Origin of the sequence: Actibacterium sp. MT2.3-13A, from assembly GCF_018139985.1 — a bacterium.
Lineage (GTDB): Bacteria > Pseudomonadota > Alphaproteobacteria > Rhodobacterales > Rhodobacteraceae > JAGSOU01.
Genome location: NZ_JAGSOU010000002.1, coordinates 1 through 26,927, shown reverse-complemented (window position 1 = coordinate 26,927; position 26,927 = coordinate 1). Strand labels below are relative to the sequence as shown.

The 26,927-nt window shown below is 68.4% G+C and carries 28 protein-coding genes, 1 tRNA gene, 1 pseudogene and 1 riboswitch; of the genes and pseudogenes, 13 read left to right on the top strand and 17 right to left on the bottom strand.

Annotation, left to right across the window (positions count from 1 at the left end; genetic code table 11):
* Positions 1-139: 139 nt before the first annotated feature.
* Positions 140-1,468, bottom strand: a complete 1,329-nt coding sequence (locus tag KCI33_RS02185) for a PLP-dependent aminotransferase family protein (RefSeq protein WP_249138868.1) — start codon at positions 1,466-1,468, stop codon at positions 140-142.
* A gap of 150 nt (positions 1,469-1,618) precedes the next feature.
* On the opposite strand from KCI33_RS02185, the gene KCI33_RS02180 reads away from it, so the two are divergent.
* The 3 genes from KCI33_RS02180 to speE all read left to right on the top strand — a co-directional run bounded on the left by KCI33_RS02180 (position 1,619) and on the right by speE (position 3,422).
* On the top strand, positions 1,619-1,852 hold the full coding sequence (locus KCI33_RS02180; RefSeq protein ID WP_212523111.1) for a DUF1127 domain-containing protein: 234 nt from the start codon (positions 1,619-1,621) through the stop codon (positions 1,850-1,852).
* Positions 1,853-2,073: 221 nt separating this feature from the next.
* Positions 2,074-2,580 (top strand): adenosylmethionine decarboxylase, encoded by a 507-nt coding sequence (gene speD, locus KCI33_RS02175; RefSeq protein ID WP_212523110.1) that lies wholly within the window; start codon positions 2,074-2,076, stop codon positions 2,578-2,580.
* Entirely contained in the window at positions 2,577-3,422 is an 846-nt protein-coding gene (speE, locus tag KCI33_RS02170; RefSeq protein ID WP_212523109.1) for a polyamine aminopropyltransferase, read from the top strand. Before speD ends, speE begins: the two co-directional genes overlap by 4 nt.
* 92 nt (positions 3,423-3,514) lie before the next feature.
* On the opposite strand, the gene KCI33_RS02165 is transcribed toward speE, so the two are convergent.
* Positions 3,515-3,934 (bottom strand): PaaI family thioesterase, encoded by a 420-nt coding sequence (locus KCI33_RS02165; RefSeq protein WP_212523108.1) that lies wholly within the window; start codon positions 3,932-3,934, stop codon positions 3,515-3,517.
* Positions 3,935-3,993: 59 nt separating this feature from the next.
* Here KCI33_RS02165 and KCI33_RS02160 point away from each other — a divergent pair, with 59 nt between their 5' ends.
* Positions 3,994-4,785, top strand: a complete 792-nt coding sequence (locus KCI33_RS02160) for an enoyl-CoA hydratase (RefSeq protein ID WP_212523107.1) — start codon at positions 3,994-3,996, stop codon at positions 4,783-4,785.
* Positions 4,786-4,849: 64 nt separating this feature from the next.
* Here the strand turns inward: KCI33_RS02160 and KCI33_RS02155 are convergent, their stop codons facing one another.
* From KCI33_RS02155 to KCI33_RS02145, 3 genes are read right to left on the bottom strand one after another with little or no spacing between them, the layout of a single operon-like run.
* On the bottom strand, positions 4,850-6,328 hold the full coding sequence (locus KCI33_RS02155) for a carboxypeptidase M32 (protein WP_212523106.1): 1,479 nt from the start codon (positions 6,326-6,328) through the stop codon (positions 4,850-4,852).
* 3 nt (positions 6,329-6,331) lie between these two features.
* Positions 6,332-7,474, bottom strand: coding sequence for a heme A synthase (gene ctaA, locus KCI33_RS02150; protein ID WP_212523105.1), 1,143 nt, complete (start codon positions 7,472-7,474; stop codon positions 6,332-6,334).
* Between the two features lie 54 nt (positions 7,475-7,528).
* Positions 7,529-8,275, bottom strand: a complete 747-nt coding sequence (locus tag KCI33_RS02145; RefSeq protein ID WP_212523104.1) for an RNA methyltransferase — start codon at positions 8,273-8,275, stop codon at positions 7,529-7,531.
* A gap of 125 nt (positions 8,276-8,400) precedes the next feature.
* Between KCI33_RS02145 and KCI33_RS02140 the strand changes: the two genes are divergently transcribed.
* Positions 8,401-9,021, top strand: coding sequence for a thiamine phosphate synthase (locus KCI33_RS02140; RefSeq protein WP_212523103.1), 621 nt, complete (start codon positions 8,401-8,403; stop codon positions 9,019-9,021).
* Between the two features lie 50 nt (positions 9,022-9,071).
* Here KCI33_RS02140 and KCI33_RS02135 read toward each other — a convergent pair whose 3' ends face one another.
* The 3 genes from KCI33_RS02135 to KCI33_RS02125 all read right to left on the bottom strand — a co-directional run bounded on the left by KCI33_RS02135 (position 9,072) and on the right by KCI33_RS02125 (position 11,000).
* A complete protein-coding gene (locus tag KCI33_RS02135; RefSeq protein ID WP_212523102.1) occupies positions 9,072-9,896 on the bottom strand; it encodes a lysophospholipid acyltransferase family protein in 825 nt (274 codons plus the stop codon).
* Positions 9,893-10,672, bottom strand: a complete 780-nt coding sequence (locus tag KCI33_RS02130) for a GNAT family N-acyltransferase (protein ID WP_212523101.1) — start codon at positions 10,670-10,672, stop codon at positions 9,893-9,895. Before KCI33_RS02130 ends, KCI33_RS02135 begins: the two co-directional genes overlap by 4 nt.
* 145 nt (positions 10,673-10,817) lie before the next feature.
* Positions 10,818-11,000 (bottom strand): DUF3553 domain-containing protein, encoded by a 183-nt coding sequence (locus tag KCI33_RS02125; protein WP_212523100.1) that lies wholly within the window; start codon positions 10,998-11,000, stop codon positions 10,818-10,820.
* A 27-nt stretch (positions 11,001-11,027) separates the two neighbouring features.
* On the opposite strand from KCI33_RS02125, the gene KCI33_RS02120 reads away from it, so the two are divergent.
* Positions 11,028-11,636 (top strand): histidine phosphotransferase family protein, encoded by a 609-nt coding sequence (locus tag KCI33_RS02120; RefSeq protein WP_212523099.1) that lies wholly within the window; start codon positions 11,028-11,030, stop codon positions 11,634-11,636.
* 64 nt (positions 11,637-11,700) lie between these two features.
* Here KCI33_RS02120 and KCI33_RS02115 read toward each other — a convergent pair whose 3' ends face one another.
* The 7 genes from KCI33_RS02115 to KCI33_RS02085 all read right to left on the bottom strand — a co-directional run bounded on the left by KCI33_RS02115 (position 11,701) and on the right by KCI33_RS02085 (position 17,730).
* Positions 11,701-12,957, bottom strand: coding sequence for a glutamate-5-semialdehyde dehydrogenase (locus tag KCI33_RS02115; protein ID WP_212523098.1), 1,257 nt, complete (start codon positions 12,955-12,957; stop codon positions 11,701-11,703).
* Positions 12,954-14,060, bottom strand: coding sequence for a glutamate 5-kinase (proB, locus tag KCI33_RS02110; RefSeq protein WP_212523097.1), 1,107 nt, complete (start codon positions 14,058-14,060; stop codon positions 12,954-12,956). The genes KCI33_RS02115 and proB overlap by 4 nt, the downstream gene beginning before the upstream one ends.
* Positions 14,048-15,085 (bottom strand): GTPase ObgE, encoded by a 1,038-nt coding sequence (gene obgE / locus KCI33_RS02105; protein ID WP_212523096.1) that lies wholly within the window; start codon positions 15,083-15,085, stop codon positions 14,048-14,050. Before obgE ends, proB begins: the two co-directional genes overlap by 13 nt.
* Before the next feature lie 77 nt (positions 15,086-15,162).
* Entirely contained in the window at positions 15,163-15,702 is a 540-nt protein-coding gene (locus KCI33_RS02100) for a GNAT family N-acetyltransferase (RefSeq protein WP_212523095.1), read from the bottom strand.
* A gap of 124 nt (positions 15,703-15,826) precedes the next feature.
* Entirely contained in the window at positions 15,827-16,096 is a 270-nt protein-coding gene (gene rpmA, locus KCI33_RS02095; protein WP_212523094.1) for a 50S ribosomal protein L27, read from the bottom strand.
* Positions 16,097-16,114: 18 nt separating this feature from the next.
* Positions 16,115-16,708 carry a 50S ribosomal protein L21 gene (locus KCI33_RS02090; RefSeq protein WP_212523093.1) on the bottom strand — a complete coding sequence of 198 codons (594 nt, stop codon included), beginning with the start codon at positions 16,706-16,708 and terminating at the stop codon, positions 16,115-16,117.
* Positions 16,709-16,908: 200 nt separating this feature from the next.
* Positions 16,909-17,730: a DUF2059 domain-containing protein gene (locus KCI33_RS02085; RefSeq protein ID WP_249138867.1), complete on the bottom strand. Its 822-nt coding sequence runs from the start codon at positions 17,728-17,730 to the stop codon at positions 16,909-16,911.
* Between the two features lie 280 nt (positions 17,731-18,010).
* Between KCI33_RS02085 and KCI33_RS02080 the strand changes: the two genes are divergently transcribed.
* Positions 18,011-18,100: transfer RNA gene (locus KCI33_RS02080), tRNA-Ser, on the top strand.
* A gap of 107 nt (positions 18,101-18,207) precedes the next feature.
* On the opposite strand, the gene KCI33_RS02075 is transcribed toward KCI33_RS02080, so the two are convergent.
* Both KCI33_RS02075 and KCI33_RS02070 read right to left on the bottom strand, forming a co-directional pair.
* The gene (locus KCI33_RS02075) at positions 18,208-19,734 is read right to left on the bottom strand and encodes a hypothetical protein (protein ID WP_212523092.1); all 1,527 of its coding nucleotides are present in this window, start codon (positions 19,732-19,734) and stop codon (positions 18,208-18,210) included.
* Between the two features lie 305 nt (positions 19,735-20,039).
* A complete protein-coding gene (locus KCI33_RS02070) occupies positions 20,040-20,270 on the bottom strand; it encodes a hypothetical protein (RefSeq protein WP_212523091.1) in 231 nt (76 codons plus the stop codon).
* Between the two features lie 371 nt (positions 20,271-20,641).
* On the opposite strand from KCI33_RS02070, the gene KCI33_RS02065 reads away from it, so the two are divergent.
* The 6 genes and pseudogenes from KCI33_RS02065 to KCI33_RS02040 all read left to right on the top strand — a co-directional run.
* A complete protein-coding gene (locus KCI33_RS02065; protein ID WP_249138866.1) occupies positions 20,642-22,015 on the top strand; it encodes a hypothetical protein in 1,374 nt (457 codons plus the stop codon).
* A 135-nt stretch (positions 22,016-22,150) separates the two neighbouring features.
* Positions 22,151-22,888, top strand: coding sequence for a hypothetical protein (locus KCI33_RS02060; protein ID WP_212523089.1), 738 nt, complete (start codon positions 22,151-22,153; stop codon positions 22,886-22,888).
* A gap of 320 nt (positions 22,889-23,208) precedes the next feature.
* Complete coding sequence (locus KCI33_RS02055; RefSeq protein WP_249138865.1) at positions 23,209-24,189, top strand: tripartite tricarboxylate transporter substrate binding protein; 981 nt, start codon at positions 23,209-23,211, stop codon at positions 24,187-24,189.
* 80 nt (positions 24,190-24,269) lie between these two features.
* Positions 24,270-24,749 carry a tripartite tricarboxylate transporter TctB family protein gene (locus tag KCI33_RS02050; RefSeq protein WP_212523088.1) on the top strand — a complete coding sequence of 160 codons (480 nt, stop codon included), beginning with the start codon at positions 24,270-24,272 and terminating at the stop codon, positions 24,747-24,749.
* Positions 24,750-24,759: 10 nt separating this feature from the next.
* On the top strand, positions 24,760-26,259 hold the full coding sequence (locus KCI33_RS02045; RefSeq protein ID WP_212523087.1) for a tripartite tricarboxylate transporter permease: 1,500 nt from the start codon (positions 24,760-24,762) through the stop codon (positions 26,257-26,259).
* 189 nt (positions 26,260-26,448) lie between these two features.
* A riboswitch (TPP riboswitch) is annotated at positions 26,449-26,570 on the top strand.
* A gap of 129 nt (positions 26,571-26,699) precedes the next feature.
* Positions 26,700-26,927, top strand: a pseudogene (locus tag KCI33_RS02040) (phosphomethylpyrimidine synthase ThiC); the annotation flags it as partial.

Genomic DNA, 26,927 nt, shown 5'->3' with positions numbered 1-26,927 from the left:
TGTGGTCTGGGGGGCCTTCGGCGCCCCCGGATGCTTGGATGGAGGCTTTTTAAGCGTTTCTCGCGCAGCGTCAAGCGCAACAATGCAGGATTTTATGTGCCAAAACAATGGGTTGTGATTTCGGTATCATGTTACCCCATCACAGATCGACGGCAGCGGGCGGATGGGCCAGCATATCGCCCATGGTCTTGAGCGCCGACTCGTAGGCCGCGTCCGGAATGGAGCTGTTCAGCGCCAGCCGCACCGCATGCGGCGCCGAGCCGTCAGGCAGCGCGAATTCGTCCGCCGGCTTGATACGGATGCCCCGCGCCTCGCAGGCCATGGTGAAGGTCGAGCCGCGCCAGCCCTGCGGCAACTTCAGCCAGATGAAGGGTACGTCGGGACGCCAGCGCAGATCCCAGCGGCCGAGGATGTTGACCGCGGTCTTGACCCGCTCGGCCACGCTCACGACCACCTGCTGGCGCACGCGCTCCACCTCGCCCGAGCGCAGCAACTCGCATCCGAGATCGAGGATCGGTTGCGGCAGCCCGTAGAAGGTGGACTGCGCCACCTGCCGCGCCGCCTGCGCCATCTGCGCCGGGCAGGCGACATAGCCGAAGCGCAGCGTCGCGCTGAACACCTTGCTCAGCGACGAGACGAACCAGCCCCGCTCGGGGCAGAGCGCGCGGTAGGAGGGCGCCTCGGGGCGGGTGATGCAGTGGCAGTCGTCCTCGATGACCTGCAACTGGTAGCGGCGCGCGATGTCGGCCACCTCCTGCCGCCGTTCCGCGCTGGTCCGAATGGTGGTGGGGCTGTGCACCTCGGCCGAGGTCAGCAGCACCTGCCCGCCATGCCGGCGCAGCGCCTCCTCCAGGCGGTCGGGCCGGATGCCGTTCTGATCCATCGACACTCCGATCAGCTGGGCGCGCAGCAGCCGCGCGGCGTGCCGCATGCCGGGATAGGCCAGCTCCTCGGTCAGGATCACCGGCGCCGGGCCGCTGAGGCAGGTCTGCAGCGTCATCATCACCGAGTTCTGCGCCCCCAGCCCCAGCACGATGTCATCGGGCGTCAGACGGCCGGCCCGCTCCTGCCCGATCCAGTCGCAGACCGCCTGACGCGCGGCCAGGTCGGTATCGGCGGTGGGATAGTCGATGCTGCACCAGCCCTCGCCTACCGACGCCAGCGCGGCGCCGATCAGCGCCCCCTGCCCGACATCGGACCCCCGGCAGGCGCGGAAATCCAGCACATCGGGTTGCATGCTGTTGATCAGCGGCTCCTCGACCACCGGCGCGGGGACGGCGGTCCCGGCCACGAAACTGCCGCGCCCGACCCGACTGTCGATCAGCCCCTCCTCGGTGGCCATCTTGTAGGCCCGCGCCACCGTGCCCGGGGTGATGCCCAGCTGCCAGGCCAGCTCGCGCACCGGCGGCAGGCGCGTGCCCTGGACCAGTTCGCCCGATCGCACGGCCGCGCGCAGGGATTGTATCAATGCAAGGTATTTCGGCCCCGGAGAATCGCGGAAATCGGGAGGCCAAATTGTACCCATAACAATGTTTCCCTCGACCTTCCGGGCTATGATTTGTATCAGGATCGTGCTTATCGCAGAATTTGTATCAACACAATACAGGAGATCCACCCGATGACCCCCGCAGTTTCAACCGGCCCGACGCCCCTGGCACAGCTTTCCGCCAGCGCTACGCTGCCGGTGGGTTCGCGCGTGGCGGTGCGGCTGGCCTATCTCCTCCTGATCTGGTCCGAGCGCCGCCGCAGCCGCCAGCGCCTGCGCGATCTGCCCCCGCATCTGCTGCGCGACATCGGGCACACGCCGGGCCAGGCCCATGCGGAAAGCCGCAAACCCTTTTGGAGGCCGTGACTTTCCCCGTAACGGAACCTCTTCCTGGCCGGAGATTCGTCTCCGGCCTTTTTTTGCGATAGGCAGCGCCGGACGGGGTTGTGGCAAATTTGCTATTGATCGAATCCCCGCCGTTGCTTAGATGCCCGATCACGATCGGAACCGATCCCAACTTCGGACATCTTCCGGGGGGGCGCTAAGGGACCGACTGGATTCAATCTGCTGGTAAGAAGGGGAGCGCCATGACGGACGCCAACCTCTTCCAACTGGGGATCGGTCTGGAGACAGGCGCCCATGCGGAAGATAACCGCGGCCATTCGGCTGCAAACGACACCCGTGACCTGTTCGACGAGGCGCGCGACGATCACTTCATCCGTCGCGACGGCCGCGTTTTCGCAGGCACGCATCTGATCATCGAGGTGGTCAACGGCCACGGCCTGGACGAGGAGGACCGCATTCAGCAGGCCTTCCGCGACTGCGTGGACGAATGCGGCGCGACGCTTCTGCACATCCACACCCACAAGTTCAGCCCCCAGGGCGTGAGCGGCGTGGCGGTGCTGGCCGAAAGCCACATCTCGGTGCACACCTGGCCGGAGATCGGTTACGGCGCCTTCGACGTGTTCATGTGCGGCGACGCCCAGCCGTGGCGCGCCGTCGATGTCCTCAAGCGCGCCTTCGCCACCGAGGACGTCCGCGTGCAGGAGCTGCTGCGCGGCGACGGGCTGGTGACCGAGGAGGCCGCCGCATGACCGTGTGGTTCCGCGAGACCCTCCACCCGCATTACGCGCAGGGCCTCAGCGTCGACGCGCTGATCTATGACAGCAAGACCGAGCATCAGCGCCTGCAGGTCTTCGAGAACGGCACCTTCGGGCGCGTGCTCACGCTCGACGGGGTGGTTCAGACCACCGCGGGCGACAATTTCATCTATCACGAGATGATGACCCATGTGCCGATCCTGGCCCATGGCGCGGCGCGGCGCGTTCTGATCATCGGCGGCGGCGACGGCGGCATGGCGCGCGAGGTGCTGCGCCACAAGTCGGTCGAACATGTCACCATGGTCGAGATCGACGCCGGCGTGGTGGAATTCTCCAGGGAATACCTGCCCATGCTCAGCCAGGGCGCCTTCGACGACCCGCGGCTGAACCTGGTGATCGCGGACGGCGCCGATTTCATGCGCGGCACGACGGACAGGTTCGACGTCATCATCGTCGATTCCACCGATCCGATCGGCCCGGGCGAGGTGCTCTTCACCGACACGTTCTACGGCCACGCCAAGCGCGCCCTGACCGAAGACGGCATCCTGGTGACGCAAAATGGCGTGCCCTTCCTCCAGGGCGAGGAGCTGGCCAACACGCTGCGCGCCTTCAAGGCGCTGTTCGCCGACTGGGGCTGCTACATGGCCACCGTCCCCACCTACGCCGGCGGCCCGATGGCCTTCGGCTGGGGCACCGACGGCCCGGCCCGCGCGGTCACGGTCGAGGAACTCCAGGCCCGCTTCGCCGCCGCCGGCATCGTGACCGACTACTACACGCCCGGGGTGCACAAGGGCGCCTTCGCCCTTCCCGCCTATGTGGAACGCCTGCTGCCCTGACGGCAGCCTTTTCGTCTGGCCGGAAATATCCTCGGGGGAGTCCCGGATTTCATCCGGGACGGGGGCAGACAGCCCCCCGCCCCCCTCGCCGCCTATTTCGGCGGAATGGAATAGGTGAGCCCCGCGCGGGCCACCGCCCCCTCCTGCCCCTCCGAGCGGATCAGCGCATCGCCCACCGCCAGCACCCTCCCCAGCTTCAGCAGCCGCGCCTCGCAGATCAGGTCGCGCCCCGCCGCGGGTTTGCGCATGAAATCGATCGAACAATTGGTGGTCACGGCCAGCGCCTTCGGCCCGATCATCGCCAGAACGGCGAGGTAGATCGCCACGTCGGCCAGCGCGAACATGGTCGGCCCCGATACGGTCCCGCCCGGCCGCAGATGTTTCTCCTGCGTGTTCAGCCGCACGCTCAGCGCCATCGGCGCCACCGACTCGATGGTGAATTCCCCCGCCACCTGCGGAAACTCCCGTTCCAGGAATTCCTGCAGCGCCGCCTTGTCCATCACCGGCTCCATGCTCTTCCCCCCTGCCGCTTTGCCGCGTAGTGTTTGCCGCAAAGGGGAGGAATGACAAGATGAGCGACGACATCCTTTTGCGCGAGGACCGCGGCGGCGTGGCCGAACTGACGCTGAACGCGCCCGGCCGCCTCAACGCGCTCTCCGACGCCATGCTGGCGGCGCTGCAATCCCAGATCGACGCATTGGCCGAGGACCGCGCCACCCGCGCGGTGATCCTGCGCGGCGCGGGCAAGGCGTTCTGCGCCGGCCACGACCTCAAGGAAATGACCGCCGGCCGCCAGGCCGAGGATGGCGGCCGCGCCTATTTCGCCGATCTCTTCTCCCGCTGCGCCCGGGTCATGACCGGCCTCTCGCGCCTGCCCCAGCCGGTGATCGCCGAAGTCCACGGCATCGCCACCGCCGCGGGCTGCCAGCTGGTCGCCTCCTGCGACATGGCGGTGGCGGCCGAGGGCACGCGCTTCGGCGTCAACGGCGTCAATATCGGCCTGTTCTGCTCCACCCCCATGGTGGCGCTCAGCCGCAACATCCCGCGCAAGCACGCCTTCGAGATGCTGACGACCGGCCAGTTCATCGGCGCCGACCGCGCCGAGGCGCTTGGCCTCGTCAACCGCGTCGTCCCCCATGACGACCTGCGGACCGCAACCCGCGACCTCGCCGACACCGTCGCCGCCAAGCTCGGCGCCGCGGTCAAGATCGGCAAGCGCGCCTTCTACGACCAGATCGAGATGCCGCTCGACCAGGCCTATGCCTTTGCCGGCGAGGTGATGGTGGAGAACATGCTCTACCGCGACACCGAGGAAGGCATCAGCGCCTTCCTCGAAAAGCGCTCCCCCGAGTGGACGCAATAACCGCTTCTTCTGGCCGTAAATATCCTGCGGGGGTCCGGGGGTGCAAAACCCCCGGCCCGACGCCTCAGACGCCGTACAATGCCCCGAATTTCGCGTCGAGGTAATCCAGCAGCGGTCCCTCGTTCGGCGCGAAGCCGCAGGCGCGCTCGATCACCTCGGCCGGCCGGTAGAGCCCGCCGTGACCCTGCACATTCTCGCGCAGCCACGCCGTCGCGCCCTGGGTATGCCCCTTCGCCAGTTCCGCCTCCAGATCCGGCACCGCGGCCTGCAGGGCGAGGTTAAGGCATCCGGCATAGACATTGCCCAGCGAGTAGGTCGGGAAATATCCGAACAGCCCGACCGACCAGTGCACATCCTGCAGCACGCCGTTGGAGGGGCGGTCCACCGCCACGCCGAAATCATGCTCGAACCGCTCATTCCAGGCGGACTCCAGGTCGTCGACCTCCAGCGCGCCCTCGATCAGCTGCCGCTCCAGGTCGAAGCGCAGCATGACATGCAGGTTGTAATGCACCTCGTCGGCCTCGGTGCGGATGAAGCCCGCGTGAACCCGGTTGACGGCCGCGTAGAAGGCATCGGCATCCGCCGCGCCCGCGCTCCCGAACACGTCCCTCATCCGGTCGAACAGGAAGCCGGTGAAGGCGCGCGAGCGCCCCAGCTGGTTTTCGTAAATCCGGCTCTGGCTTTCGTGCACGCCCATCGAAACACCGTGCCCCAGAGGGGTCCCGTGATAGGCCGGCGCGATATTCTGCTCATAGCAGGCATGGCCCACCTCGTGGATGGTGGAATAGAAACAGCCCAGCGGCTCGCCCTCGTCCACCCGCGTGGTGATGCGCACGTCGGTCCCGGAACCGGAGGTGAAGGGATGCACCGACTTGTCCAGCCGCCCGTGCCGCCAGTCATAGCCGAAGCGCTCCGCGATCTCGTGCGACAGCTTCATCTGCCCGGCTTCGGGAAAATGGCCCGACAGCGCCGCAGGCGCGCGCCCGGCCCCCATGACGCGCTCGCGCAGCATGACCAGCCGGTCGCGCATGCGGTCGAACATCGCGGCGATTTCGCCCCCCGTCGCGCCCGGCTCGTAATCGTCGAGCAGCGCGTCGTAGAGGTCGCCGCCATCGGCCAGCGCCGCAGCCTCTTCGCGCTTCAGCCGCACCACCTCGCGCAGCATGGGCAGGAAATGCGCCACGTCGTCGGCCTGTCGCGCCTCGGCCCAGATGCCCTGGGCGCGGCTGGTCACGCGCGCCAGTTCCGCCGACAGCGTCTCGGGCAGCCTGGTCGCGCGGGCGTAGGAGCGGCGGATATGGCGCATGTTGGCCTGCCCCACCGCGTCGAGCGCCGCGTCGTCGATCGCCGCCAGCCAGTCGCCCATCCGCGCATCCGTGCGCCGGGCATGGAGCACCGTTTCCAGCGCGCCCATCTCCTCGGCGCGTTGGGCGGCGGCGCCGCGCGGCATCATGGTCTCCTGGTCCCAGCCCAGGCGGCCCGCGATCTCGGCCAGCGCCTCGGTCTCGCGCTGGTAGGCCATCAGCTCGTCATAAGCGGTCATCAATTATCCCCTCACCGATTGCGCCACCGGATAGCGCGCCAGGAAGCGCGCCCGCAGCGCCAGCACCCAGACCAGAACCGCGCCCAGCTGGTGGACGATCCCCAGCGCCAGCGGCGCCGAATGCATCACCGTGACGATGCCCAGCACCATCTGCCCGAACAGCATCACCGCCATCCAGTCGAAGGCGCGGCGGGTCTTGAGATTGCCGCTGCGCCGCGCCCGGTTCCAGGTCGCCAGCCCGAAGGCCACCAGCAGGTAGCCCGCCATCCGGTGCATGAACTGCACCAGCCCGTCATCCTCGAAGAAGTTCCGCCACCAGGGCTCCAGCGCGAACAGGTCCGGCGGCAGGAAGCCCCCGGCCATCAGCGGCCAATCGACAAAGTTGCGGCCCGCGTCGATACCCGCCACCAGCGCCCCCAGCAGGATCTGAAGAAAGGCGAAATGCACCACGCCCGTGGCCATGCCGAAAAGGCCGCGCTCGCCCGCGCGGCGGGCCTGCATGAGGTCGCTCTCGGCGCGGCCCAGCTTGAACACGAACCAGGCGATCACGCCGAGGATGACGAAGGCGAGCCCCAGATGCGTTGCCAGCCGGTAGGAGGCCACGTCCAGCCTCTCGCCGCCCAGCCCCGAGGACACCATCCACCAGCCGATCGCGCCCTGCGCGCCGCCAAGCGCGCCGAGCCCCAGCAGCCGCCCGCTCCAGTCGGCGGGGATTTTCCGCGCCGCGAGGAAACCGAAGAAACCGAGCGCCCAGACCAGCCCGATGAAACGGCCCAGCTGCCGGTGGCTCCATTCCCACCAGTAGATGAATTTGAAATCCTCCAGCGTCATGTGCATGTTCTGAAGCTGGTATTCGGGGATCTGCTGGTATTTCTCGAACTCGGCCGTCCAGGCGGCCTCGTCCATCGGGGGCAGCGCGCCGGTGACCGGGTTCCATTCGGTGATCGACAGGCCCGAATCCGTCAGGCGGGTCAGCCCGCCCACCAGGATCATCGCCACGACCAGCGCGAACAGGACCATCAGCCAGGCCCGGATCGCGCCGCGCGCGCCCTTGCGGGCGCGGTCGATCAGGCCGGGCTGCGCCGCGGGGCGGCCGGCGGGTTTCTCCGCTCCCACCTCTTCGAAAATAGACCGTTTCTGGCTCATGCCTCTCCCTTCCCTTTGGGCGGGAGACTAGGCCCCGCCCCCGTCCCCTTCAAGTCAGTCGCCGCGTTCCTTCCAGCGCACCATTTGCCGCAGCATGCCGTGGAAGATCTGCACGTCGGCGCGGGTCAGCGGCATCCGGCTCCAGAGATTTCTCAGGTTGATCTTCATGCCCTCGGCCTTGGCCTCGGGAAAGAAGAAACCGGCCGCCTCCAGCCGCTGTTCGAAATGGTCGCCCAGCTTCTCGATCTCCACGGCGCTGGCGAATTCGGTCTTGGCCATTTCCATGACCTCGGGCGCGTATTCGGCGGTCTGGCGGCGCCATTCATAGGCGGTCAGCAGCACACATTGACCGAGGTTGAGCGAGGCGAACTCCGGATTCACCGGGACCGAGATGATGGCATTGGCGCGCGCGATGTCGTCGTTTTCCAGCCCGGCGCGTTCGGGGCCGAACAGAACGCCGACCTTGCGCCCCTCGGCGATCATCGCCCGGGCCTGCTCCATCGCCCGTTCGGGCGTGACCACTGGCTTCGTCAGGCCCCGGGGGCGCGCGGTGGTGGCGAAGACATAATCGCAATCGGCCACCGCGGCCGCGGTGTCGTCATAGAGACCCGCGTTGTCCAGCAGCCGCCCCGCGCCGCTGGCCAGCGCCGCGGCGCGGCTGTTGGGCCAGCCGTCGCGGGGGCTGACCAGCCGCATCCGCTCCAGCCCGAAATTCCACATCGCCCGCGCCGCGGCCCCGATATTCTCGCCCATCTGGGGGCGGACAAGGATAAAGGCGGGCTGGGGGGCGGTCATGGGCATCTCGGCTGTTCAGGGCGGTTTGCGGCCTGATACGCCGCCGCCCCGGCAGAGGCAAGCTTGCGCGGGCGTAGCCAAGCGCGCAAAACCCCGCTATAGGCGGTGCGAACCCGTGAAGGAGCCCGGAAATGGCCGAAATCGAGCGCCCGCAAATCTACCTGATCACCCCGCCGGAGTTTGAGCTGTCGGAGTTCCCCGACCGGCTGGCCGCCGTGCTGGACACCCATGAGATTGCCTGCGTCCGGCTGGCGCTGGCCAGCAAGGACGAGGACCGCGTCGCGCGCGCCGCCGACGCGCTGCGCGAGGTCGCCCATGCCCGCGACATCGCCATCGCCATCGAGAACCACGTCCAGCTGGTCGAGCGGCTCGGGCTGGACGGCGTGCACCTGACCGACGGCGCGCGCTCGGTGCGCAAGACCCGCAAGGCGCTGGGGGCGGACGCCATCGTCGGCGCCTTCTGCGGCACCTCGCGCCACGACGGGCTCAACGCGGCCGAGGCCGGAGCGGATTACGTCAGCTTCGGTCCCGTCGGCGAAAGCAGCCTGGGTGACGGCACGCGCACCGAATGCGATCTCTTCGCCTGGTGGTCCGAGATGATCGAGGTGCCGGTGGTGGCCGAGGGCGCGCTGAGCCTGGAGAGCATCCGCGACCTCGCCCCGGTCACCGATTTCTTCGGCATCGGCGAGGAGATCTGGCGCAGCGACGACCCCGCGGCCCGGCTGGGCGAAATGATCGCGGCGATGGGCTGAGGCACGAAATTTCCGCGAAATTTCGATCCGATTTTTCGCGGAAAAATCGCCTACCCGTCGGACGGCAGGGCGCTGCGCACCATCTCCTCGCAGTATTTCGCCAGCGCCTTGCGGTCCGCGAAATCGGCCACCCGCAGCGGCGGGTGATAGACCAGCTCGACCGAGCCCTGCTCGCGCGCCGCCAGCACCTTCAGCAGGTGCTCTCCGAATTCCATCTCGCCCCACCAGCCGTAGAAGCGCGGGTCGCCCCCCTCGGGGCCGCGATAGATCACCGTCACCGGCTGGACATGCATGAACTCGCGCAGGTGGTCAGAAAAGAAGGCCGCGAAGAGCGTGGATTTGAAGGGCAGCACGCGTTGACCGTCGGTCGAGGTGCCCTCCGGAAAGAACAGCAGCTTGTGGCCGGCCCCCAGCCGCGCCTCGAACAGGTCCTTCTGGGCGCGCGCCTCGCGGCCCTTGCGGTTGATGAACACCGTGCCGGTGGCGCGCGCCAGCCAGCCGATGCCGGGCCAGCCCGCGACCTCGGACTTGGAGACGAAATAGATCCGCTTGCGCGCGTTCAGCGCGAAGATGTCGAGCCAGCTGGCGTGATTGGCCACCACCGCGCCGCGCTCGCGCATCAGGTGGCCGCGCACCGTGAACGGGATGCGCAGGATGACGAAGGCCATGCGGCAGACGAACTGGGTGATGTAGGGCGTCACCGGGCGGTGCCAGCCGCAGAGCGGCCGCTCGAACAGCCGCACCAGCAGCAGCAGGCCCAGGCAGCCGAACGTGATCGCCGCCAGCGCCCCCCCGCGCCAGGCCACGCGCAGCCAGTCGAGGCCCTGCGGCGCGGGCTGCGGCGGCGTGTCGCCCGGATCCCAGGTCGGGCTCACCGCGACACGCCCCTGGTGTAGAGCGCGCGCGTCTTGGCGTTCATCCGCTCGGTGTCCATCACCAGGCAGACATCGGTGGTATTGAAGGCGCGATCGACATAGGCGCCCTCGCCCACAAACCCGCCGAGCCGCAGATAGGCCTTGATCAGCGCCGGCGTCGCCAGCATCGCCGCCTTGCGGTCGATCCGTTCCGCCGGCACCAGGTCCATCCGCTGGAAATGCGCCGGCTGCGCGCGCACGCGCAGTTCCGGCGGGGCGAGATGGGCGTGATGCAGGTAGGACAGCGGCATTCTCAGCGCCTCGATATCCGTGCCGTGGAAGCTGGCCACGCCGAACAGAACCTCGATCCCGTGCTCCAGCACATAGCCGGCCAGCCCCTGCCACAGCTGATACATCGCCGTGCCGCCCCGATAGTCGCGGTGCAGGCAGGAGCGGCCCAGCTCCAGCAGCCTGCGGCCGCTCTGTTTCAGAACCGACAGGTCGTATTCGTCCTCGACATAGAATCGCCCCAGGCGCGCGGCCTGGTCGTCGCGCAGCAGGCGGTAGACCCCGACCACATGGTCGAGCGCCGCCGCGTCGCGGCGGGTGTCGATCAGCAGCAGGTGGTCGTAGAACGGGTCGAATTCGTCGCGCTCCAGCCGCGCGTCGTGATCGACCAGCGCGCCATCGCCGCCGAGTTCCGCCACGAAGACCTCGTAGCGCAGACGCTGGGCGGCGCGCAGATCCTCGGGCGTCCGGGCCAGGCGCAGCTCGAAATGGGGTTCAGGGGGGCGCATGGGCGAAGAAAGCCTCCGGTTGCGGCGGGTGCCGAGGTTTTAGGCAGGCGCCGCGAATTTTGCAACCGGGCGCTGCGCGCCGCGGAACGGGATTTGTTAACCCTTTGTTAATGAATTCATGCTCACGCTGGCCGCAGTAAAGGGTTCAGGAGTCGAAAACCGGAATGAGGGCCACCCGCGCGCCATCGATCACCACCTTGCCGGCTTCGACGAAATTGACGGTGATACGGCCGTTGATGTTGGACTGCACCTGCCCCAGCCCCCAGTCCGGGCGCGTGGGGTGGCGGACGAACATGCCCGGCTCCAGCATCGCGTTCAGATCGTTCATGTCACTGTCCTTCCGTGAGGTCTCAGGGTGACCACGCGTTCCCGTCCCGATATCAGCGCGCTGGTCGGCTCGCGCATCTGTCATGACCTTATCAACCCTCTCGGCGCCATCGGCAATGGGCTGGAGCTGCTGAGCCTGACCGGCAAGACGCCCGGCGTCGCGCCGGAGCTGGCGCTGATCGCCCAGAGCGTGGACAGCGCCAATGCCTGGATCCGGTTCTTCCGCATCGCCTTCGGCGCGGCGACCGAGGGCCAGGCGCTGTCCGGCGCCGAACTGGCCGCGGTGCTGGCCGACAGTTTCGACGGCGGCCGCATCGCCCTGAGCACCGAGTTGCCCGCCGCGATCGGCCGCCGCGACGCCAAGCTGGCGCTGCTGCTGGTCCTCGGGATGGTCTGCGCCCTGCCCCAGGGCGGCACGATCCGGCTGGCCGAGGCGGGCGGGCACTGGCGGCTGATCGGCGCGGGGCCGCGTATCCGCATTGAGCCGCGGCTGTGGCGGCAGCTGGACGATCCCGCGCCGGCCGCGGGCCTGTCCGCCGCCGAGGTCCAATTCGCCCTGCTGCCGCTGGCCGCGGCGGAGGCCGGGCGCGCGCCGGCCGTCACCCTGGGGGACGGCCGGATCGAGATCCTGTTCTGAGCCCCGGGCCGCGCGCGGGGAAAGACCGGCGCGGCCATGAGTATTTGCGCCAAGAAGAAGGGGGTCAGGCGCGCGTGGTCCCCGCGCCCTCGACCAGGTATTTGAAGCTGGTCAGCTGCTCGGCGCCCACCGGGCCGCGGGCGTGCATCTTTCCGGTGGCGATGCCGATCTCGGCGCCCATGCCGAACTCGCCGCCATCGGCGAACTGGGTGGAGGCGTTGTGCATCAGGATCGCGCTGTCGAGGCGCTGGAAGAAGCGCTCGGCGGCGGCGGCGTCCTCGGCCAGGATGCAGTCGGTGTGGCTGGAGCCGTAGCGCCGGATATGGGCGATGGCGCCGTCCACGTCATCGACGAGCTTGGCCGCGATGATCATGTCGAGATATTCGTGACCCCAGTCCTCGTCGGTGGCGGGCGTCGTGCCGCGCAGCCCCGCGCCCGCGCGCACCTCGACCCCGGCCGCCATCAGCGCGTCGAGCACCTGCTGGCCAAGGCCGGCGGCGATGTCGCGATGGATCAGCAGGCATTCGGCGGCGCCGCAGATTCCGGGGCGCCGGGTCTTAGCGTTGAGCACCACGTCCAGCGTCTTCTTCGGGTCGGCGGATTTGTCGATGTAGATATGCACGATGCCTTCGAGATGGGCGAAGACCGGCACCCGCGCCTCGCGCTGCACGAGGCCGACGAGCCCCTTGCCGCCGCGGGGCACGATCACGTCGATGGCGCCGGTCATGGTCAGCATCTCGCTGACGGCGGCGCGGTCGCGGGTGGGGACGAGCTGGATCGCGTCCTCGGGCAGGCCGGCGGCGCGTAGCCCCTCGACCAGGCAGGCGTGGATCGCGCCGGAGGAATGGAAACTTTCCGAGCCGCCGCGCAGGATCACGGCGTTGCCCGCCTTGAGGCAGAGCGCGCCGGCGTCGGCGGTCACGTTGGGGCGGCTTTCGTAGATCACGCCGACCACGCCCAGCGGCGTGCGGACGCGGCGGATATGCAGGCCCGAGGGCATGTCCCACTCGGCGATGACCTCGCCCACCGGATCCTTCTGGGCGGCCACGGCGCGCAGGCCGGCGACGATGCCCCGGATGCGGGTCTCGTCGAGCATCAGCCGGTCCAGCATGGCCGGGCTCAGCCCCTTGTCGCGGCCGAATTCCATGTCCTTTTCATTGGCGGCGACGATCCCGGCCCGGTTCGCCCAGACCGCATCGGCGGCGGCCTCCAGCGCGCGGCGCTTGGCCTCGGCGGGGGCAAAGGCCAGCTCGGCGGCGGCAGCCTTCGCGCGGGCGCCGATCGCGGTCATCATGTCGTGGATGTTCTCAGCGTCAGTCATAGCACCATGTCGTCCCTGTGTATCAGCGCCGCGCGCCCCGGATAGCCCAGCAGGGCCTCGATGTCACGCGACTGCGCGCCCTTGATCGCCTCGGCTTCGGCGCCGGTGTAGCGGGTCAGGCCCTTGCCCAGGACCACGCCCTCCGGGTTCGCGATCAGGACCGGATCGCCGCGGCCGAAATCGCCCTCGACGGCGGTCACGCCCGCCGGCAGCAGCGACTTGCCGCGGCCGAGCGCGGCGGCGGCGCCGGCATCGACGGTGATCGTGCCGCGCGGCTTCATCGCCGCGATCCAGCGCTTGCGCGCGGCCTGCGGGTCGTCCTTGGGCAGGAACCAGGTGCAGTTCGCCCCCTCCTCCAGCGCGGTCACGGGCCGCATGACGAAGCCGTCGGTGATGGCCATGGCGCAGCCCGCGCCGGTGGCGGTCTTGGCCGCCATCAGCTTGGTCTTCATGCCGCCCTTGGACAGCCCCGAGCCCGCGTCGCCGGCCATCGCCTCGATCTCCGGCGTGATCTCCTCGACCACGTCGAAGCGGGTCGCGGTGGGGTCGGTGGCCGGGTTCGCGGTATAGAGCCCGTCCACGTCGGAGAGCAGCACCAGACGGTCGGCGCCCACCGTCACCGCCACCTGCGCGGCCAGCCGGTCGTTGTCGCCGAAGCGGATCTCGTCGGTGGCGATGGTGTCGTTTTCGTTCACGATCGGCACCACGCCCAGCGACAGCAGCTGCTCCAGCGTGGCGCGGGTGTTCAGGTAGCGGCGCCGGTCCTGGCTGTCCTCCAGCGTCAGCAGGATCTGCGCGGTGGTCAGCCCGTGCGGGGCCAGAACCTCCTCATAGGCGCGGGCAAGCTGGATCTGGCCCACCGCGGCGGCGGCCTGCGACTGCTCCAGCGCCAGCGCGCCGGTGCCCAGCCCCAGCACCCCGCGCCCCAGCGCGATCGAGCCCGAGGAAACCAGGATCACATCCGCGCCGCGCCCGTGCAGCGCGGCCACATCCTCGGCGAGGGCCGCCAGCCAGTCGGCGCGCAGCCGACCCGTGACCCGGTCCACCAGCAGCGCCGAGCCGATCTTCAGAACGATGCGCTGCGCGTCCTTCAGGGATGCCACGTCTCGGGCTCCTCATCCTGCGATTTGTGGCGCAGCCGGTCCTCCGAGATCTGGGCGCGCACCGCGCGCAGCACCTCGGTCAGCCCCTCGCCGCTGACGCCGGACATCAGGAAGACGGGCCCGCCCGAGGCGGCCTCGAGCGCGGCGCGCTTTTCGGCCTGTTCCTCGTCGTCCAGCGCGTCGATCTTGTTCAGCGCGGTGATGCGGGGCTTCTCGGCCAGTTCTCCGCCATAGGCCTCGAGTTCGTGGATGATGGTCTCGTAATCCTCGACAACGTCCTCGGCGGTGCCGTCCACGAGATGCAGCAGCACCGCGCAGCGCTCCACATGGCCCAGGAACAGGTCGCCCAGCCCCCGCCCCTCATGCGCGCCCTCGATCAGGCCGGGAATGTCGGCGACCACGAATTCGGCCCCGTCCACGCCCACCACCCCGAGGTTCGGCACCAGCGTGGTGAAGGGGTAATCCGCGATCTTGGGCCGCGCGTTGGAGGTGGCGGCGAGGAAGGTCGATTTGCCGGCATTGGGCAGGCCCAGAAGCCCCGCGTCGGCGATCAGCTTGAGCCGCAGCCAGATCGTGCGCTCGACCCCTTCCTGGCCGGGATTGGCGCGGCGCGGCGCCTGGTTGGTCGAGGTCTTGAAATGCAGGTTGCCGAAGCCGCCGTTGCCGCCCCTGGCCAGCAGCACGCGCTGGCCGGTCTCGGTCATGTCGGCGATCACCGTCTCCTCGTCCTCGTCGAGGATCTCGGTGCCGACGGGCACGCGCAGCACGATGTCGTCTCCGTCCTTTCCGGTGCGCTGGCGGCCCATGCCGCCCTGCCCGTTCTTGGCGAAAAAATGCTGCTGGTAGCGGAAGTCGATGAGCGTGTTCAGCCCCTCGACCGCCTCTGCCCAGACATCGCCGCCGCGCCCGCCGTCGCCGCCGTCGGGGCCGCCGAATTCGATGAATTTCTCACGGCGAAAGCTGACGCAGCCGTTCCCGCCCGCGCCGGAGCGGATGTAAACCTTGGCCAGATCGAGGAATTTCATTGCGGATTCCCGCCCTTTTCATGTGTTGATCTGGCGATATAGGACAAGCGGCCGGCCCTCAAGGCCCGCCGCGCGCCTCATCCCAGCTTCTTGAGATAGGTCCAGGTCGCCACCTGGGCCCCCCGCGACACCGAGAACGCCTCGGCATCCCCGATATATTCGAAACCCGCGTTGGTCAGCACCCGGGCCGATCCCGGATTGTCCTGGAACACCTCGGCGAACACCGTCTTGCAGCCCTGCGGGTTGGCGTCGAGCAGCGCGTGCACGGCCTCGGACGCGATGCCGCTGTTCCACAGCGCCGGCGCCACCCAATAACCGATCTGCGACTGGTCGCGGTCCATCCGCTCCAGCGTGATCACGCCGAGAAGTTCCCCCAGCCCCTGCGCGGCGCCGTCCATCGCCCAGACATCCTCGCTCCGGCCCTCCTCCAGCGCGCGGGCGACGAAGGCCTCGGCCGCGCCGGGCGGCATCGGATGCGGGACCGAGCGGGTGTAGCGCGCCACGCGCTCGTCGCCGGCATACATGTGCAGAAGCCCCGCGTCCGACTTGCGCAGCGGACGCAGGCAAAACCGCCCCGTTTCGATCACCGGTTGGCTGACGATGGTATCCAGTTTCATGCCTTCCCTCCTCCGGAATGCATCTTAAATCACTGCGCGCGCCCCGCCAGGGGCCAAAAATGAAACGGGGGGACCGGCGCTTTGCCGATCCCCCTGATTTTATCGAACCGCTTGGGTTTTCGGCTTATTCCGCGGCCTCCGCCGACGGGAGGACCGAAATGAAGGTGCGGCCCTTGAGGCCCTTGTGGAAGGTCACCGCGCCATCGACGGTCGCAAAGATGGTGTGATCCTTGCCCATGCCGACGCCTTCGCCCGGCCACCACTTGGTGCCGCGCTGACGCACGATGATGTTGCCCGGGATGACGGCCTGGCCGCCATATTTCTTGACGCCGAGGCGGCGACCGGCAGAGTCGCGACCGTTGCGGGACGAACCGCCAGCTTTTTTATGTGCCATCTCGCTTCACTCCTATCCTTAGCCGACCAGTTCTTTGGCCTGTTCGACCCACTCGGCCTTCACCTTCACGGCGTCGAAGCTGTCGACGTCGATCGCGGCCAGCTGGGCGAACGTGGTGATGCCGGCCTCGGCCAGCTTCTTGGCGGCGGCGGGGCCGACACCGTTGATCTTGGTCAGGTCGTCAGCGGCGGACGCGGCGGCGGCCGGCGCGGCGGCCTTCTTCGCGGCCTTGGGGGCCGGAGCGGCAGCGGCCAGGCTGGCCACGGAGGCGGCGCCCACGGCGGCCTTGACGCCCGACTTGTCGGCACCCGATTCCAGGATCTCGGTCACGCGCAGCAGGGTCAGTTGCTGACGGTGGCCCTTGGTGCGCTTCGAGCTGTGCTTGCGGCGACGCTTGACGAAGTTGATCGTCTTCGGGCCTTTGATCTGCTCGATCACCTCGGCCTGCACGGCCGCGCCATCGACGGTGGGCGCGCCAACCGTGGCCCCGACCATCAGAATCTCGTTGAACTGGACTTTTTCACCAGCTTCGGCGGCCAGCTTCTCAACGCGCAGTACGTCACCGCTCTGCACCTTGTACTGCTTGCCACCGGTCTTAAGAACCGCGAACATCCGGTTTTCCTTTTCTTCACCGCGTCCTTTGGCCCCGCATCTGCGGTGTTTCCTGCCAATCAGCGCCTTCGGACAGCGTGCCCTTCACGGACAACATGAATCGAATCCGCCGGACGCGAAGCCCGGCAGAGACCGCGCTTATCCGGGAAACCCGTCCAGAAGTCAAGGCTGATGCCCGGCGCCGCCCACCCCGGCCCGGGCTAGATGTCCTCGCCCGAGATCAGCCGCGCGGCCGCGAGGCCCAGCTCGCGCGAGATACCCCGGAACAGCACGTCGAACGCCTCGAACAGCGCGCGGTTCAGGGCCTTGCCCTCGGGCGTCTCCGAGATCGCGATATAGGCCTCCAGATCGGCGTCGGGCAGCGGGTCATAGGCCATCGCGAGGTAGGAATAAAGCCATTGCTCGGTCTCCAGCCGGACGTCGGCCTCCTGCGACCAGACATCGCTCAGCATCTGCTCCTCGGTGATCTCGAAGGGGAAGGCGCCGCCATCGACCAGTCCGACATAGAAGGCGTAATTTGCGTTCAACGCCCCCACCACGTTGAAATCGAGCAGGTCGTTGGCCCGCACGAAACGGGTCAGCAGCGCCAGCCGGGGATCGTCGCGCGTCCGCATCGCGGCCAGCGCGTCGCGGCTGGCCTCGACCACGGCATCGTCCAGCAGCGCGCGCCGCGCCCGGACCTCCAGCGCGATCGCCCGCGCGCCGGTCTCGGAGGTGAAGAACGCGATCAGCGGGTCCAGGTCGGTCCCCTCCAGCTCCTGGGCCAGGCCCGCGCGCATCACCGCGCGGATACGCGCGCCGTCGTAGATTCGCGCCACCGTCGCGGTCCAGGCCGCGCCGCCCCGGCCGGGGAACATCTCCTCGCGCAGGTCCTCGCCATAGTCGATGCCCTCCTGGCGCATGATCTCAAGGATGTCGTCCATCGCCAGCGCCTCGATCAGCGCATCGAGCCGATCCGGCTCGGCCCGCACGGGCAGAGCCAGGCAGATCAGGGTCAGGCAGGCAGCAACAAAACGGGTCAAGACGGCCCTCCGGTCCGGTATGCATGTGACACCCCACCCTAGGCCCGCGCGCGGTGTAATCCAAGCCGCAACCTCGGAAGCGCGGCGCGCCTTTCCGCGCGGATTGCACCCGCAGAACGCGCCCGAAGAAAGGCCGGTCCACGCACGCGCCCCGGCGGCCTGCGGGCCGGCCGCCGGGGCGCGCCGCCCTGTGGAAAACTTTTGCCCGGCCGGGCCGAAAAAGCGGTTGCACCGTCCCGCTCTTCCGACTAAACCCCGCGCTCACAAACCACTTGGTCGCGGAGAGGTGCCGGAGTGGTCGAACGGGGCGGTCTCGAAAACCGTTGATCCTTCACGGGATCCCAGGGTTCGAATCCCTGTCTCTCCGCCATTTTCCCGAAAACCGGCCCCTTAATTTTTCCACCGCCGAAACCCGCTTGCCAGGGCTGGCGGCCGCGATGGAATTAGGTCTCGGCATGGCCCGCGCCACAGCCCCGCTCAGGCGCAATTCGGCGGGACGCATTTCAGTTCGATCATCCCCCTTTGCCCGACCTGGGCCGGCGCGCGATCGGCGACCCCGGCGGGACCGCTGAAGCCGGGCGCCGCACCGCCCCTCGATCCCGCAACCCGGCTTGCGCAACCGAACGCGGCGCTGCCATTGCCGCGGCGAAATGCGGGCGGGGCCACGAAGAACGGCAGTGCACAGGTCGTGGCAGAGGGCATCCCCGCCAGGTGACGCGCCCTTGCCGCGTTCTCGCAGGCCGCATCCACCGCGCCGGAATACAGCTGCGCCGAACTGAGCGCCCACCATGCCATGGGGTTGGCCGGATTGATCCGGGCGCTCCGGGCGGCGAGTTCATGGCCGCCCGCGACATCCCCTTCGAGAAACAGCCGCGTGTTGGCCAGGGCGGCCAGGACGACCGAATTGCGCGGCGCCAGCTGCAGGGCGCGGGCCGCGAAACGCGCACCCTCCTCCCGGAGATCGTCCAGCGCATCCCGGTAACGCTTGATGCGCTGGATGGTGCGCACCTGCGCCCGCCAGCCCAGGTAGGTGCCCCGTCCGGCGATCTCGAACGCCTCGGCAAAGGTTTCATCGGCGCGTTTCACCTCGTCGGGCTTCATCAGGAACAGCCGGCGGATGGCGGCGCAGCAGCGCAGGTCCGCGCGCACGGCGCCCGGCAGCCGGCCCTCCCCGGCCAGCAGGCCGTCGGCCACCGCGGCCACCAGCGCATTGGTGAATTGCAGGATGTCGGGGTGCTCGACGGGCGGCGCATCGGTCCGCCGGACGATCCGGTAGCCGGACCACAACTGGTGCCCCGACCCCTGTTCGCTCAGCGCCGCCCGTATCCCGAACCTCCGGCGGTCGGGCGAGAAGCTCGCAAGGTCGACCACCCAGGCGGGGCCTTCGGCGGCGGCGGCACCGTTCCGGTGGCCGTTCCGGTGGACGGTCGCGTTGAAGGTCTCTCTGAGGGACAGCACGACCCCGTCGGCCACCAGTTGCTCGACCCACCAGGACGGGTTGCGCGGATCGTTCCCGGCGCGCACCACGATGGTCCAGGGCCGCGATGGCAGCGGGACCGCGGGCGCCCAGGCGGCACGTCCCGCGGCCGGCGCGTCTTCGGGGCCAGGCCGGCGGGCGCGTTCGGTCAGCAGCCAATGTTCGAATTCCTGGTCGCGGACGTCGATGCCCTCGGCGAATTCGCCGGTCCCGTCCTCGCACAGGCGGATGCGGCCGAGGTTCAGCGCGACATCCAGCCGGTCGGCGGCCAGAACGCCCCGGTGGGCGCCGAAGGCCTTGCGTATCTGGACCAGCGCCTGCCGCAGGCTCGCGGCCCCCTGTTCGCGCCCCCGATCGCTCCACAGCTTGTCCTGAATCCACACACGCGCGCGCTTGCCGGCCGTGCTGGTCAGCAGCAGAAGCAGCAGTCCGCGCAGCTTCGATCCCCGCGGGGTGATATCCGCGCCTCCGGGGGCCTGGACCCGGAAGGGGCCACGGACATGGAATTCAACGCGTTCGTCGTCCATGGGATGCTCTCCACAAAGCCGCTCGCGGCGTCACCCGTGGCGCAACAATTAAGGTCATTCTAGCACATTGTCGCATCTCGCGCACCGGCCAGAAGACCTGTCAACGGTCAACGGGCAAAGCGGGATGCCGCGAAAGCGGCACGGCCCCCGTCCGGCTCCGGCGGAGCGTGGCCGGTGCGGGACCTGGCCTCGCGCGCGGGCGCGGCGGCGCACAGCCTGCGGATACGGCGCACCCAAGAAGGACGGGGCCGGCGGCAGCCGGCCCCGTTCGCCACCAGATCGCCGCGCAGGGCGACAGACCGCGGTCAATCGTCCTGCTCGGACAGCAACTGCTGAATCACGCCACCGACGGTGAGGCTGCCGCACTGCGCCCGGTCGACGCCGGCCGTCAGTTCCAGTTGCGTGCAGGGACGGCCGATCGGCGCCGTCTGCATGCGCGTCACTTCGGGATACTTGTGGTCGGCGGCGACGCCTCCGGCCGTCATCGCGAACCCAATAAGCGATGCCGGCACGATGGCCCAAACTATCTGTTTCATCTCTTCAATCTCCTTTGGGAGGGAATTTTCCGCCCCCCGCTGACGCGTTCCCTTCCTTCCCTGAACTGATGCGGAGTTCCCATATTCTGCCCAAGAGGCGTGAACCGCGCGTCAAACCCGCGTCATCCGAACGTGAAAAATCCGGCATCGGGGGGACTGCGCCCGCGTGGCATCACGGGGCCCTTGCCCCGCGCCCTGCGTGACAGCCCCGCCGGGCCTTTCGGACGCGCCCCGCCGCGGGTCCGCCGCAAGAGGGAGCGGCACAGCCGAGGGCGAATTTTCGGCTCCGCCCGGGCGCGATGGCGCGGTTCGGCTTGCACATTCTTCGCTTTGCGCGCAAATACTTGCCGGGCATGAAGGCCACGGATTTCTTGAACACGCTGACCGGCGGACTGCTTGTCGCCATCGCTGGACTGGTCGTACTGGTCGAGTGGGGCGGGGAATTTGCCGCGCCCCTGCTGCCCTGGCTCGTCGTTCTGGTGACGGCGATCCTTGCGGTTCAGGTCAGGCCGGGACGATATGCCTTCGTGCTGGTGGCTGCGGCCTTGACCCTCGCGCTGGCGCGTTTCGACCCGAACTGGGCCGGCGCCGCGAAAAAAGGCCTGCGGACGGCCGCGTTCATCGCCGCGTTCTTTTCGGCGCTCGCCTCGTTGCGGAGCGCCGCGGAGACCTCACCTTCGATCCGGCGTGGCGGGCGTTTCCTCGCCCAGCAGCCCCCGGGCCGCCGCTATCTGGCCCTGACCCTGGGCGGGCAGATGTTCGCGCTGCTGCTGAACTACGGGTCGATCGCCCTGCTTGGCAGCCTGGCCACGGCCAGCGCCAACGAGGAACAGGACGAGGAGATCCGGCGGCACCGCATGCGGCGCATGCTGCTGGCGATCCAGAGGGCGTTCACCTCGACCCTGCCCTGGTCGCCCCTGTCCTTTGCGGTCGCGATCTCCATCGCGCTGATTCCCGGCGCCAGCTGGGCCCAGGCCGTGATCCCCGGGGTCGTCACGTCGGTTCTGATGGCCGGAACCGGATGGGCGCTCGATTCGATATTCAAGCCGCGGCTGTCGCGCCCGCGCCCGGCATCGGCACCGCCCGAGGGCAGCTGGGCGCTGTTGCTGCCGCTGGTCATGCTGCTGGCGATTCTCGTCAGCAGCATCGTGGTGCTGCATTTCGCGACGGGGATCCGCGTCGTCGGCCTCGTCATGTTGATCGTGCCGATGATCGCGTTGAGCTGGGTATTGCTGCAGACGCGTCAGGCGGAGCCGGGGCGGCGTTTCGGGCGGCGGCTGTCCGATTATGCCTTCGTCGAACTGCCGAAATACCGTGGCGAGATCGTCCTTCTGATGATGGCGGGCTACATCGGCACCGTGGGCGCGCCCCTGCTCAAACCGCTGCTTGTCGGGCTGGGGCTGGACCTGTCGGCGCTGCCCACGTCGCTGGTGCTGATCTCCTTCGTGTGGATCATTCCGCTGGCCGGACAAATCGGCATGAACCCCATTCTGGCGGTCACGCTGATCGCCCCGCTGATCCCCTCGGCCGAGGCGCTGGGGGTCACCCCGACCGCCATCATCGTCGCCATCACCTCGGGCTGGGCGCTGAGCGGCGTCACCTCGCCATTCACCGCCACCACCCTTCTGATCGGCTCTTTCGCCCGGGTCAGCGCGCGCCATGTCGGCCTGCGATGGAACCGCGCCTACGCACTGATCACCGCGCTCATCCTGTCGGTCTGGGTGTTCGCCTATTCGACCCTGTAGGCCGGCGCCGCCCGAGGCGGACGCCCACCGCCGGTCCGGTCGCGACGCCGGACGCCGCCTTTCCCGCGACCTGTTGCGGCGGCTCGTGCCGAAGGTTAGCGTGCCCCCACTTTCACCGATCACAGGGGGCCGGCAATGGCGCTTTGCAGCGACGCCGCGATGGTGCTGTTCTACGACATCGAGGGCGATACCGCCGATCACGACGACTGGCACAGTTACGAACATTTCCACGAGCGCCTTTCGGTGCCAGGCTTTGTGCGCGCCACGCGCTGGGTGGCGACCGCGGCCACGCCGAGATACATGGTCACCTACGAGGTCGGCGGCGTCGATGTCGCGACATCGCAGGACTATCTCGACCGGCTGAACAATCCGACGCCCTGGACCAGCGAGATGATGCCGCGCTTCCGCGGCATGACGCGCGGCTTCTGCCGCATCGCGGCAAGCGCGGGATTCGGCCTCGGCAACGCCGCCCTGGCGCTGCGCTTCGTGCCTGCGCAGGGCGCAGCGGAGCAGCTCTCCGGCTGGATCGCCCGCGATGTGCTGCCGGCCCTGGCCGCGCGGCGCGGGATGGTCGGCGCGCATCTGTTGCAGCCCGCCCCGCCGCCGCCGATGACCCGCGAGCAATCCCTGCGCGGCCCCGACAGGGCGATGCCGTGGCTGGTGATTGCCACGGCCTATGACGCCGCCGCACTGGAGCGGGCGGCGGCCGCGCATCTCGACCCCACGGCCCTGCGGGACAGCGGCGCGTCCGGTGAGATCACCCTCGGCCGCTACGCCTTGCACTACACCGCCAGCGCCGACGAGGTGGCGCGGACGGCCCCGCCTCCAGTCCTGGCTCCGGAAAGCCGCCGCAGCGACGGGCCGCGCCGCTAAAGACGCCGCCTATTTCGAACGCGACCTGCCCCGACCCCACCGCGGCTCGGGGTCACAGGCGCTTGCGGCCGGAGCGCGGAGGGCCGCGTGCGCGACTTTGGCCGCCCGTCCCCGGACGTCGCCGCGGACGGCAGGTCAAAACAGGGTGACAGCGTGAAGAATTTTGGTATACCATTTTTTCGTGCGGCGCGGATGTTCAACGGACGCAGCGCGCAACGGCGGGCCGGACCGGCCCGCGACACCAGGAATCACCGAAGCCAGGCGGACGCAAGAAGCCGCGCGGCTCTGGAACTGACGACACCAAAGGGAGAGAGACACCCATGAAACGACGTTCCGTTTTGAAATTCGCGACCATGGCCGTCGCGGCCTTCGCCGCCTTCGGCGCCCCCAAGGCCCAGGCCGAATGGCCCGAGCGCCCGATCACGATCATCGTGCCCTGGGGCGCGGGCGGTGGCACCGACGCCGTGGGCCGCATCCTGGCCAGCCTGCTGGAAAAGGAACTCGGCACGCCGGTCAACGTCGTCAACCGCACCGGCGGCAGCGGCGTGGTGGGCCATGCGGCGATCGCCGCGGCCAAGCCCGACGGCTACACGCTGGGCGTGGCGACGGTGGAAATCGCCATGATGCACTGGGCCGGCCTGACCGACCTGACCTATGCCGACTACACCGTCTTCGGACAGGTCAACCTGGACCCGGGCGGGCTGATGGTGAGCGCGGATTCGCCCTATGAGACCGCCGCCGACCTGCTGGCCGCGATCAAGGCCGAGCCCGCCAGCACCTTCAAGGCATCGGGCACCGGCCAGGGCGGCATCTGGCATCTCGGCTATGCCGGCTGGATGCTGTCGGAAGGCGTCGATCCGGCCAATGTCCCGTGGGTTCCCAGCCAGGGCTCGGCCCCGGCCATCAAGGACATGGTCGCCGGCGGCGTCGATTTCGTCACCTCCTCGCTGGCCGAGGGTCGCGCGCTGATCGAGGCCGGCAAGGTACGCCCGCTGGCCAACATGGGCGAAGAGCGCCTTGGCCTGTTCCCCGACGTCCCGACCCTGAAAGAGGCCACCGGCTCGGACTGGACGATCGGCGCCTGGCGCATGTTCGTGGGCCCCAAGGGCATCCCGGAGGATGTCGTGGCCAAGGTCGTTCCGGCCCTGGAGAAAGCCTACAACAGCCCGGAATACAAGGAATTCATGGATGGCCGTGGCTTCGGCATGACGTGGCGCCCCGCCGCCGAGGCCTATGAGTTCATGCAGAAGGCCGACGAGGATTCGGGCCGCGTCATGAAAGAGGCCGGGCTGGCGAAATAAGCCCGCCGCCGGACCAACGCTGGGCGGAAGGGACTTTCCCTTCCGCCCATCTTTTCCATTCCGAGCCTGAGGATCGACCCTTGAAGTTCAACGACGCCGTCTCCGGGCTGTTCTTCATCCTGTTCGCGCTGCTCCTGTTCTACCTGACCCGAGATTACCCCGAGATGCCGGGGCAATCCTACGGGCCCGACATGTTCCCGCGGCTGATCGCGGTGCTGATGGGCGTGGGCGGGGTTCTGCTGGTTGTCAAAGGACTGAAGGAGTGGTCCTCGACGCCCCTTCTGGAACTTGCCGAGTGGACCCGCTCTCCGCGCCATGTGGGCAATTTCCTCGCCGTTCTGGCGGGTCTGGTGGCCTATATCCTGCTGTCCGACACGCTGGGCTTCTTCCTCACCGGCGCCGTGGTGCTGGGCGGGCTGACGATCTGGCTGCGTGGACGGGAGCATTGGAAATCATCGCTGCTGATCGCCGTTGTGACGGTCGTGGCCATGCACCTGTTCTTCGGCCAGTTCCTGCGCGTGCCCCTGCCCTGGGGCGTGTTCGAAGACTACGCCTGGTAAGGAGGCGAAGATGGACGTGATCTTGCAGGCCATGGGCCTGGTTTTCGACCCTTATGTGATGATGGTGATCGTGCTGTCGGGCGCGTTCGGGCTGTTCATGGGCGCCATTCCGGGGCTGTCGGCCACCATGGCGACCGCGTTGCTGGTGCCGGTGACCTTCTTCATGCCGCCGGTGCCGGCGCTGGCCGCGATCGTGACCGCCACCGCGATGGCGATTTTCGCGGGCGACCTGCCGGGCGCACTGCTGCGCATCCCCGGCACGCCCGCCTCGGCCGCCTATACCGAGGAAGCCTATGCCATGACCCGCAAGGGCAAGGCCGAGCTGGTGCTGGGCGTGGGCCTTTCCAGCGCGGTGATCGGCGGGCTGTTCGGCGCGGTGGTTCTCAGCTTCACCGCCCCGGTCCTGGCCGAGGTGGCGCTGAAATTCAGCTCCTTCGAGTATTTCTGGCTGGCCTGCCTGGGCCTGACCTCGGCCGCGTTCATCTCGACCGACGAGCCGGTGAAGGGTCTGATCTCGCTGCTGGTCGGGCTGCTGATCGCCACCGTGGGCATCGACCCCACCGCGGGCCACCCGCGCTTCACCTTCGGCAGCGTCGAGCTGATGGGCGGGGTCAATTTCATCCCCGCCATGATCGGCATGTTCGCCGTGGCCGAGGTGCTGCGCTCGGTCACCGCGACGAGCCCCCTCGCGCGCGTCGAGAACGGCCATTTCGGCAATGTCTTCAGGGGCGTTGGCGGTGTGCTGAAGCAATACAAGCTGAACCTCCTGCGCGGCAGCGTGATCGGCACGCTGGTCGGCGCCCTGCCCGGCGCCGGCTCAGACATCGCGGCCTGGATCTCCTATGCCGTGTCCAAGAAATTCTCGCGCACCCCCGAGAAATTCGGCACCGGCCATGTCGAGGGCATCGTCGATGCCGGTTCCAGCAACAACGCGGGGCTGGGGGGCACCTGGGTGCCGGCGCTGGTCTTCGGCATCCCGGGCGATTCGATCACCGCGATCGTGATCGGCGTGCTATACGTCAAGGGCATGAACCCGGGCCCCACCGTGTTCCTGGAACAGCCCGAGCTGATCTATGCCGTGTTCGTCACCTTCTTCGTGGCCAACCTGCTGCTGCTGCCACTGGGCTATGCCGCGATCAAATCCTCGACACAGCTGCTGCGCGTGCCGCGCGACGTGCTGATGCCGATCATCCTGATGTTCTGCATCGTCGGCACCTTCGCCATCAACAACACCGTGTTCGGTGTCGGTGTGATGATGGTGCTGGGGCTGGTGGCCTATGTGATGGAGGAGAACGGCTTTCCCATTGCGCCCGCGATCCTGGGGCTGGTTCTGGGCGGGCTGCTGGAGGACAGCTTCATGACCTCGATGATCAAGGCCGACGGCAACCTCGTCGCCTTCTTCGAGCGCCCCATCGCCGCCGTTCTGGGGGTCGTCACCGTGGCGATCTGGCTGTCGCCCATCGTGTTGCGGATGCGACGAAAAGGCGCCTCGCCGGCGGGGGATGTCTGACCCCGCCTTCCAGGCCGTTATCGCACCACGTCCGGGGTCAAATCCGACGGCGGCCGCACGCCGCCGTCGATCCCGGCGCAGCCCTTTCCGACAGGGGCACGGAAGCGGGTTCAGCCCGATGCCGTGACCGAGCGCCCCGCAAGAAGGAATCGATTTCCTTGACGCGGCGCGGACCACGCATTACCCAACGTAACCACGCAGGGGAGTCCCGCCGAGGGGACTGAGAGGCTGACAGGTCGATTGACCGGTGAAGCGACCCTTTGAACCTGACCCAGTTGATACTGGCGTAGGGAGCCAAGAGCCTCCTGCCTCCGCCGCAAAGGCGACCGGCAAGAGGCATTCTGCAGGGGGCGCGAAGGGGTCAGACCCCGTAATCCCCCCGGTTTCCCGGCCCAATCTCATCTGTGTCTTTTTGAGTGGAACGCTTGAGGAGCGCCGATATGAACGTCCCCAACCCAAAGATCACCACCGGCGAGCTGCCCGGCTCTCGGAAGATCCATGTCGCGGGCGCGCTGCACCCGGATATCCGCGTGCCGATGCGGGAGATTTCGGTGCACCCCACGGCCGGAGAGCCTCCCCTGCCGGTCTACGACAGCTCGGGCCCCTACACCGACCCGGATGTGGTGACGGATATCACGCAGGGGCTCGCGCCGCTTCGCCGCGATTGG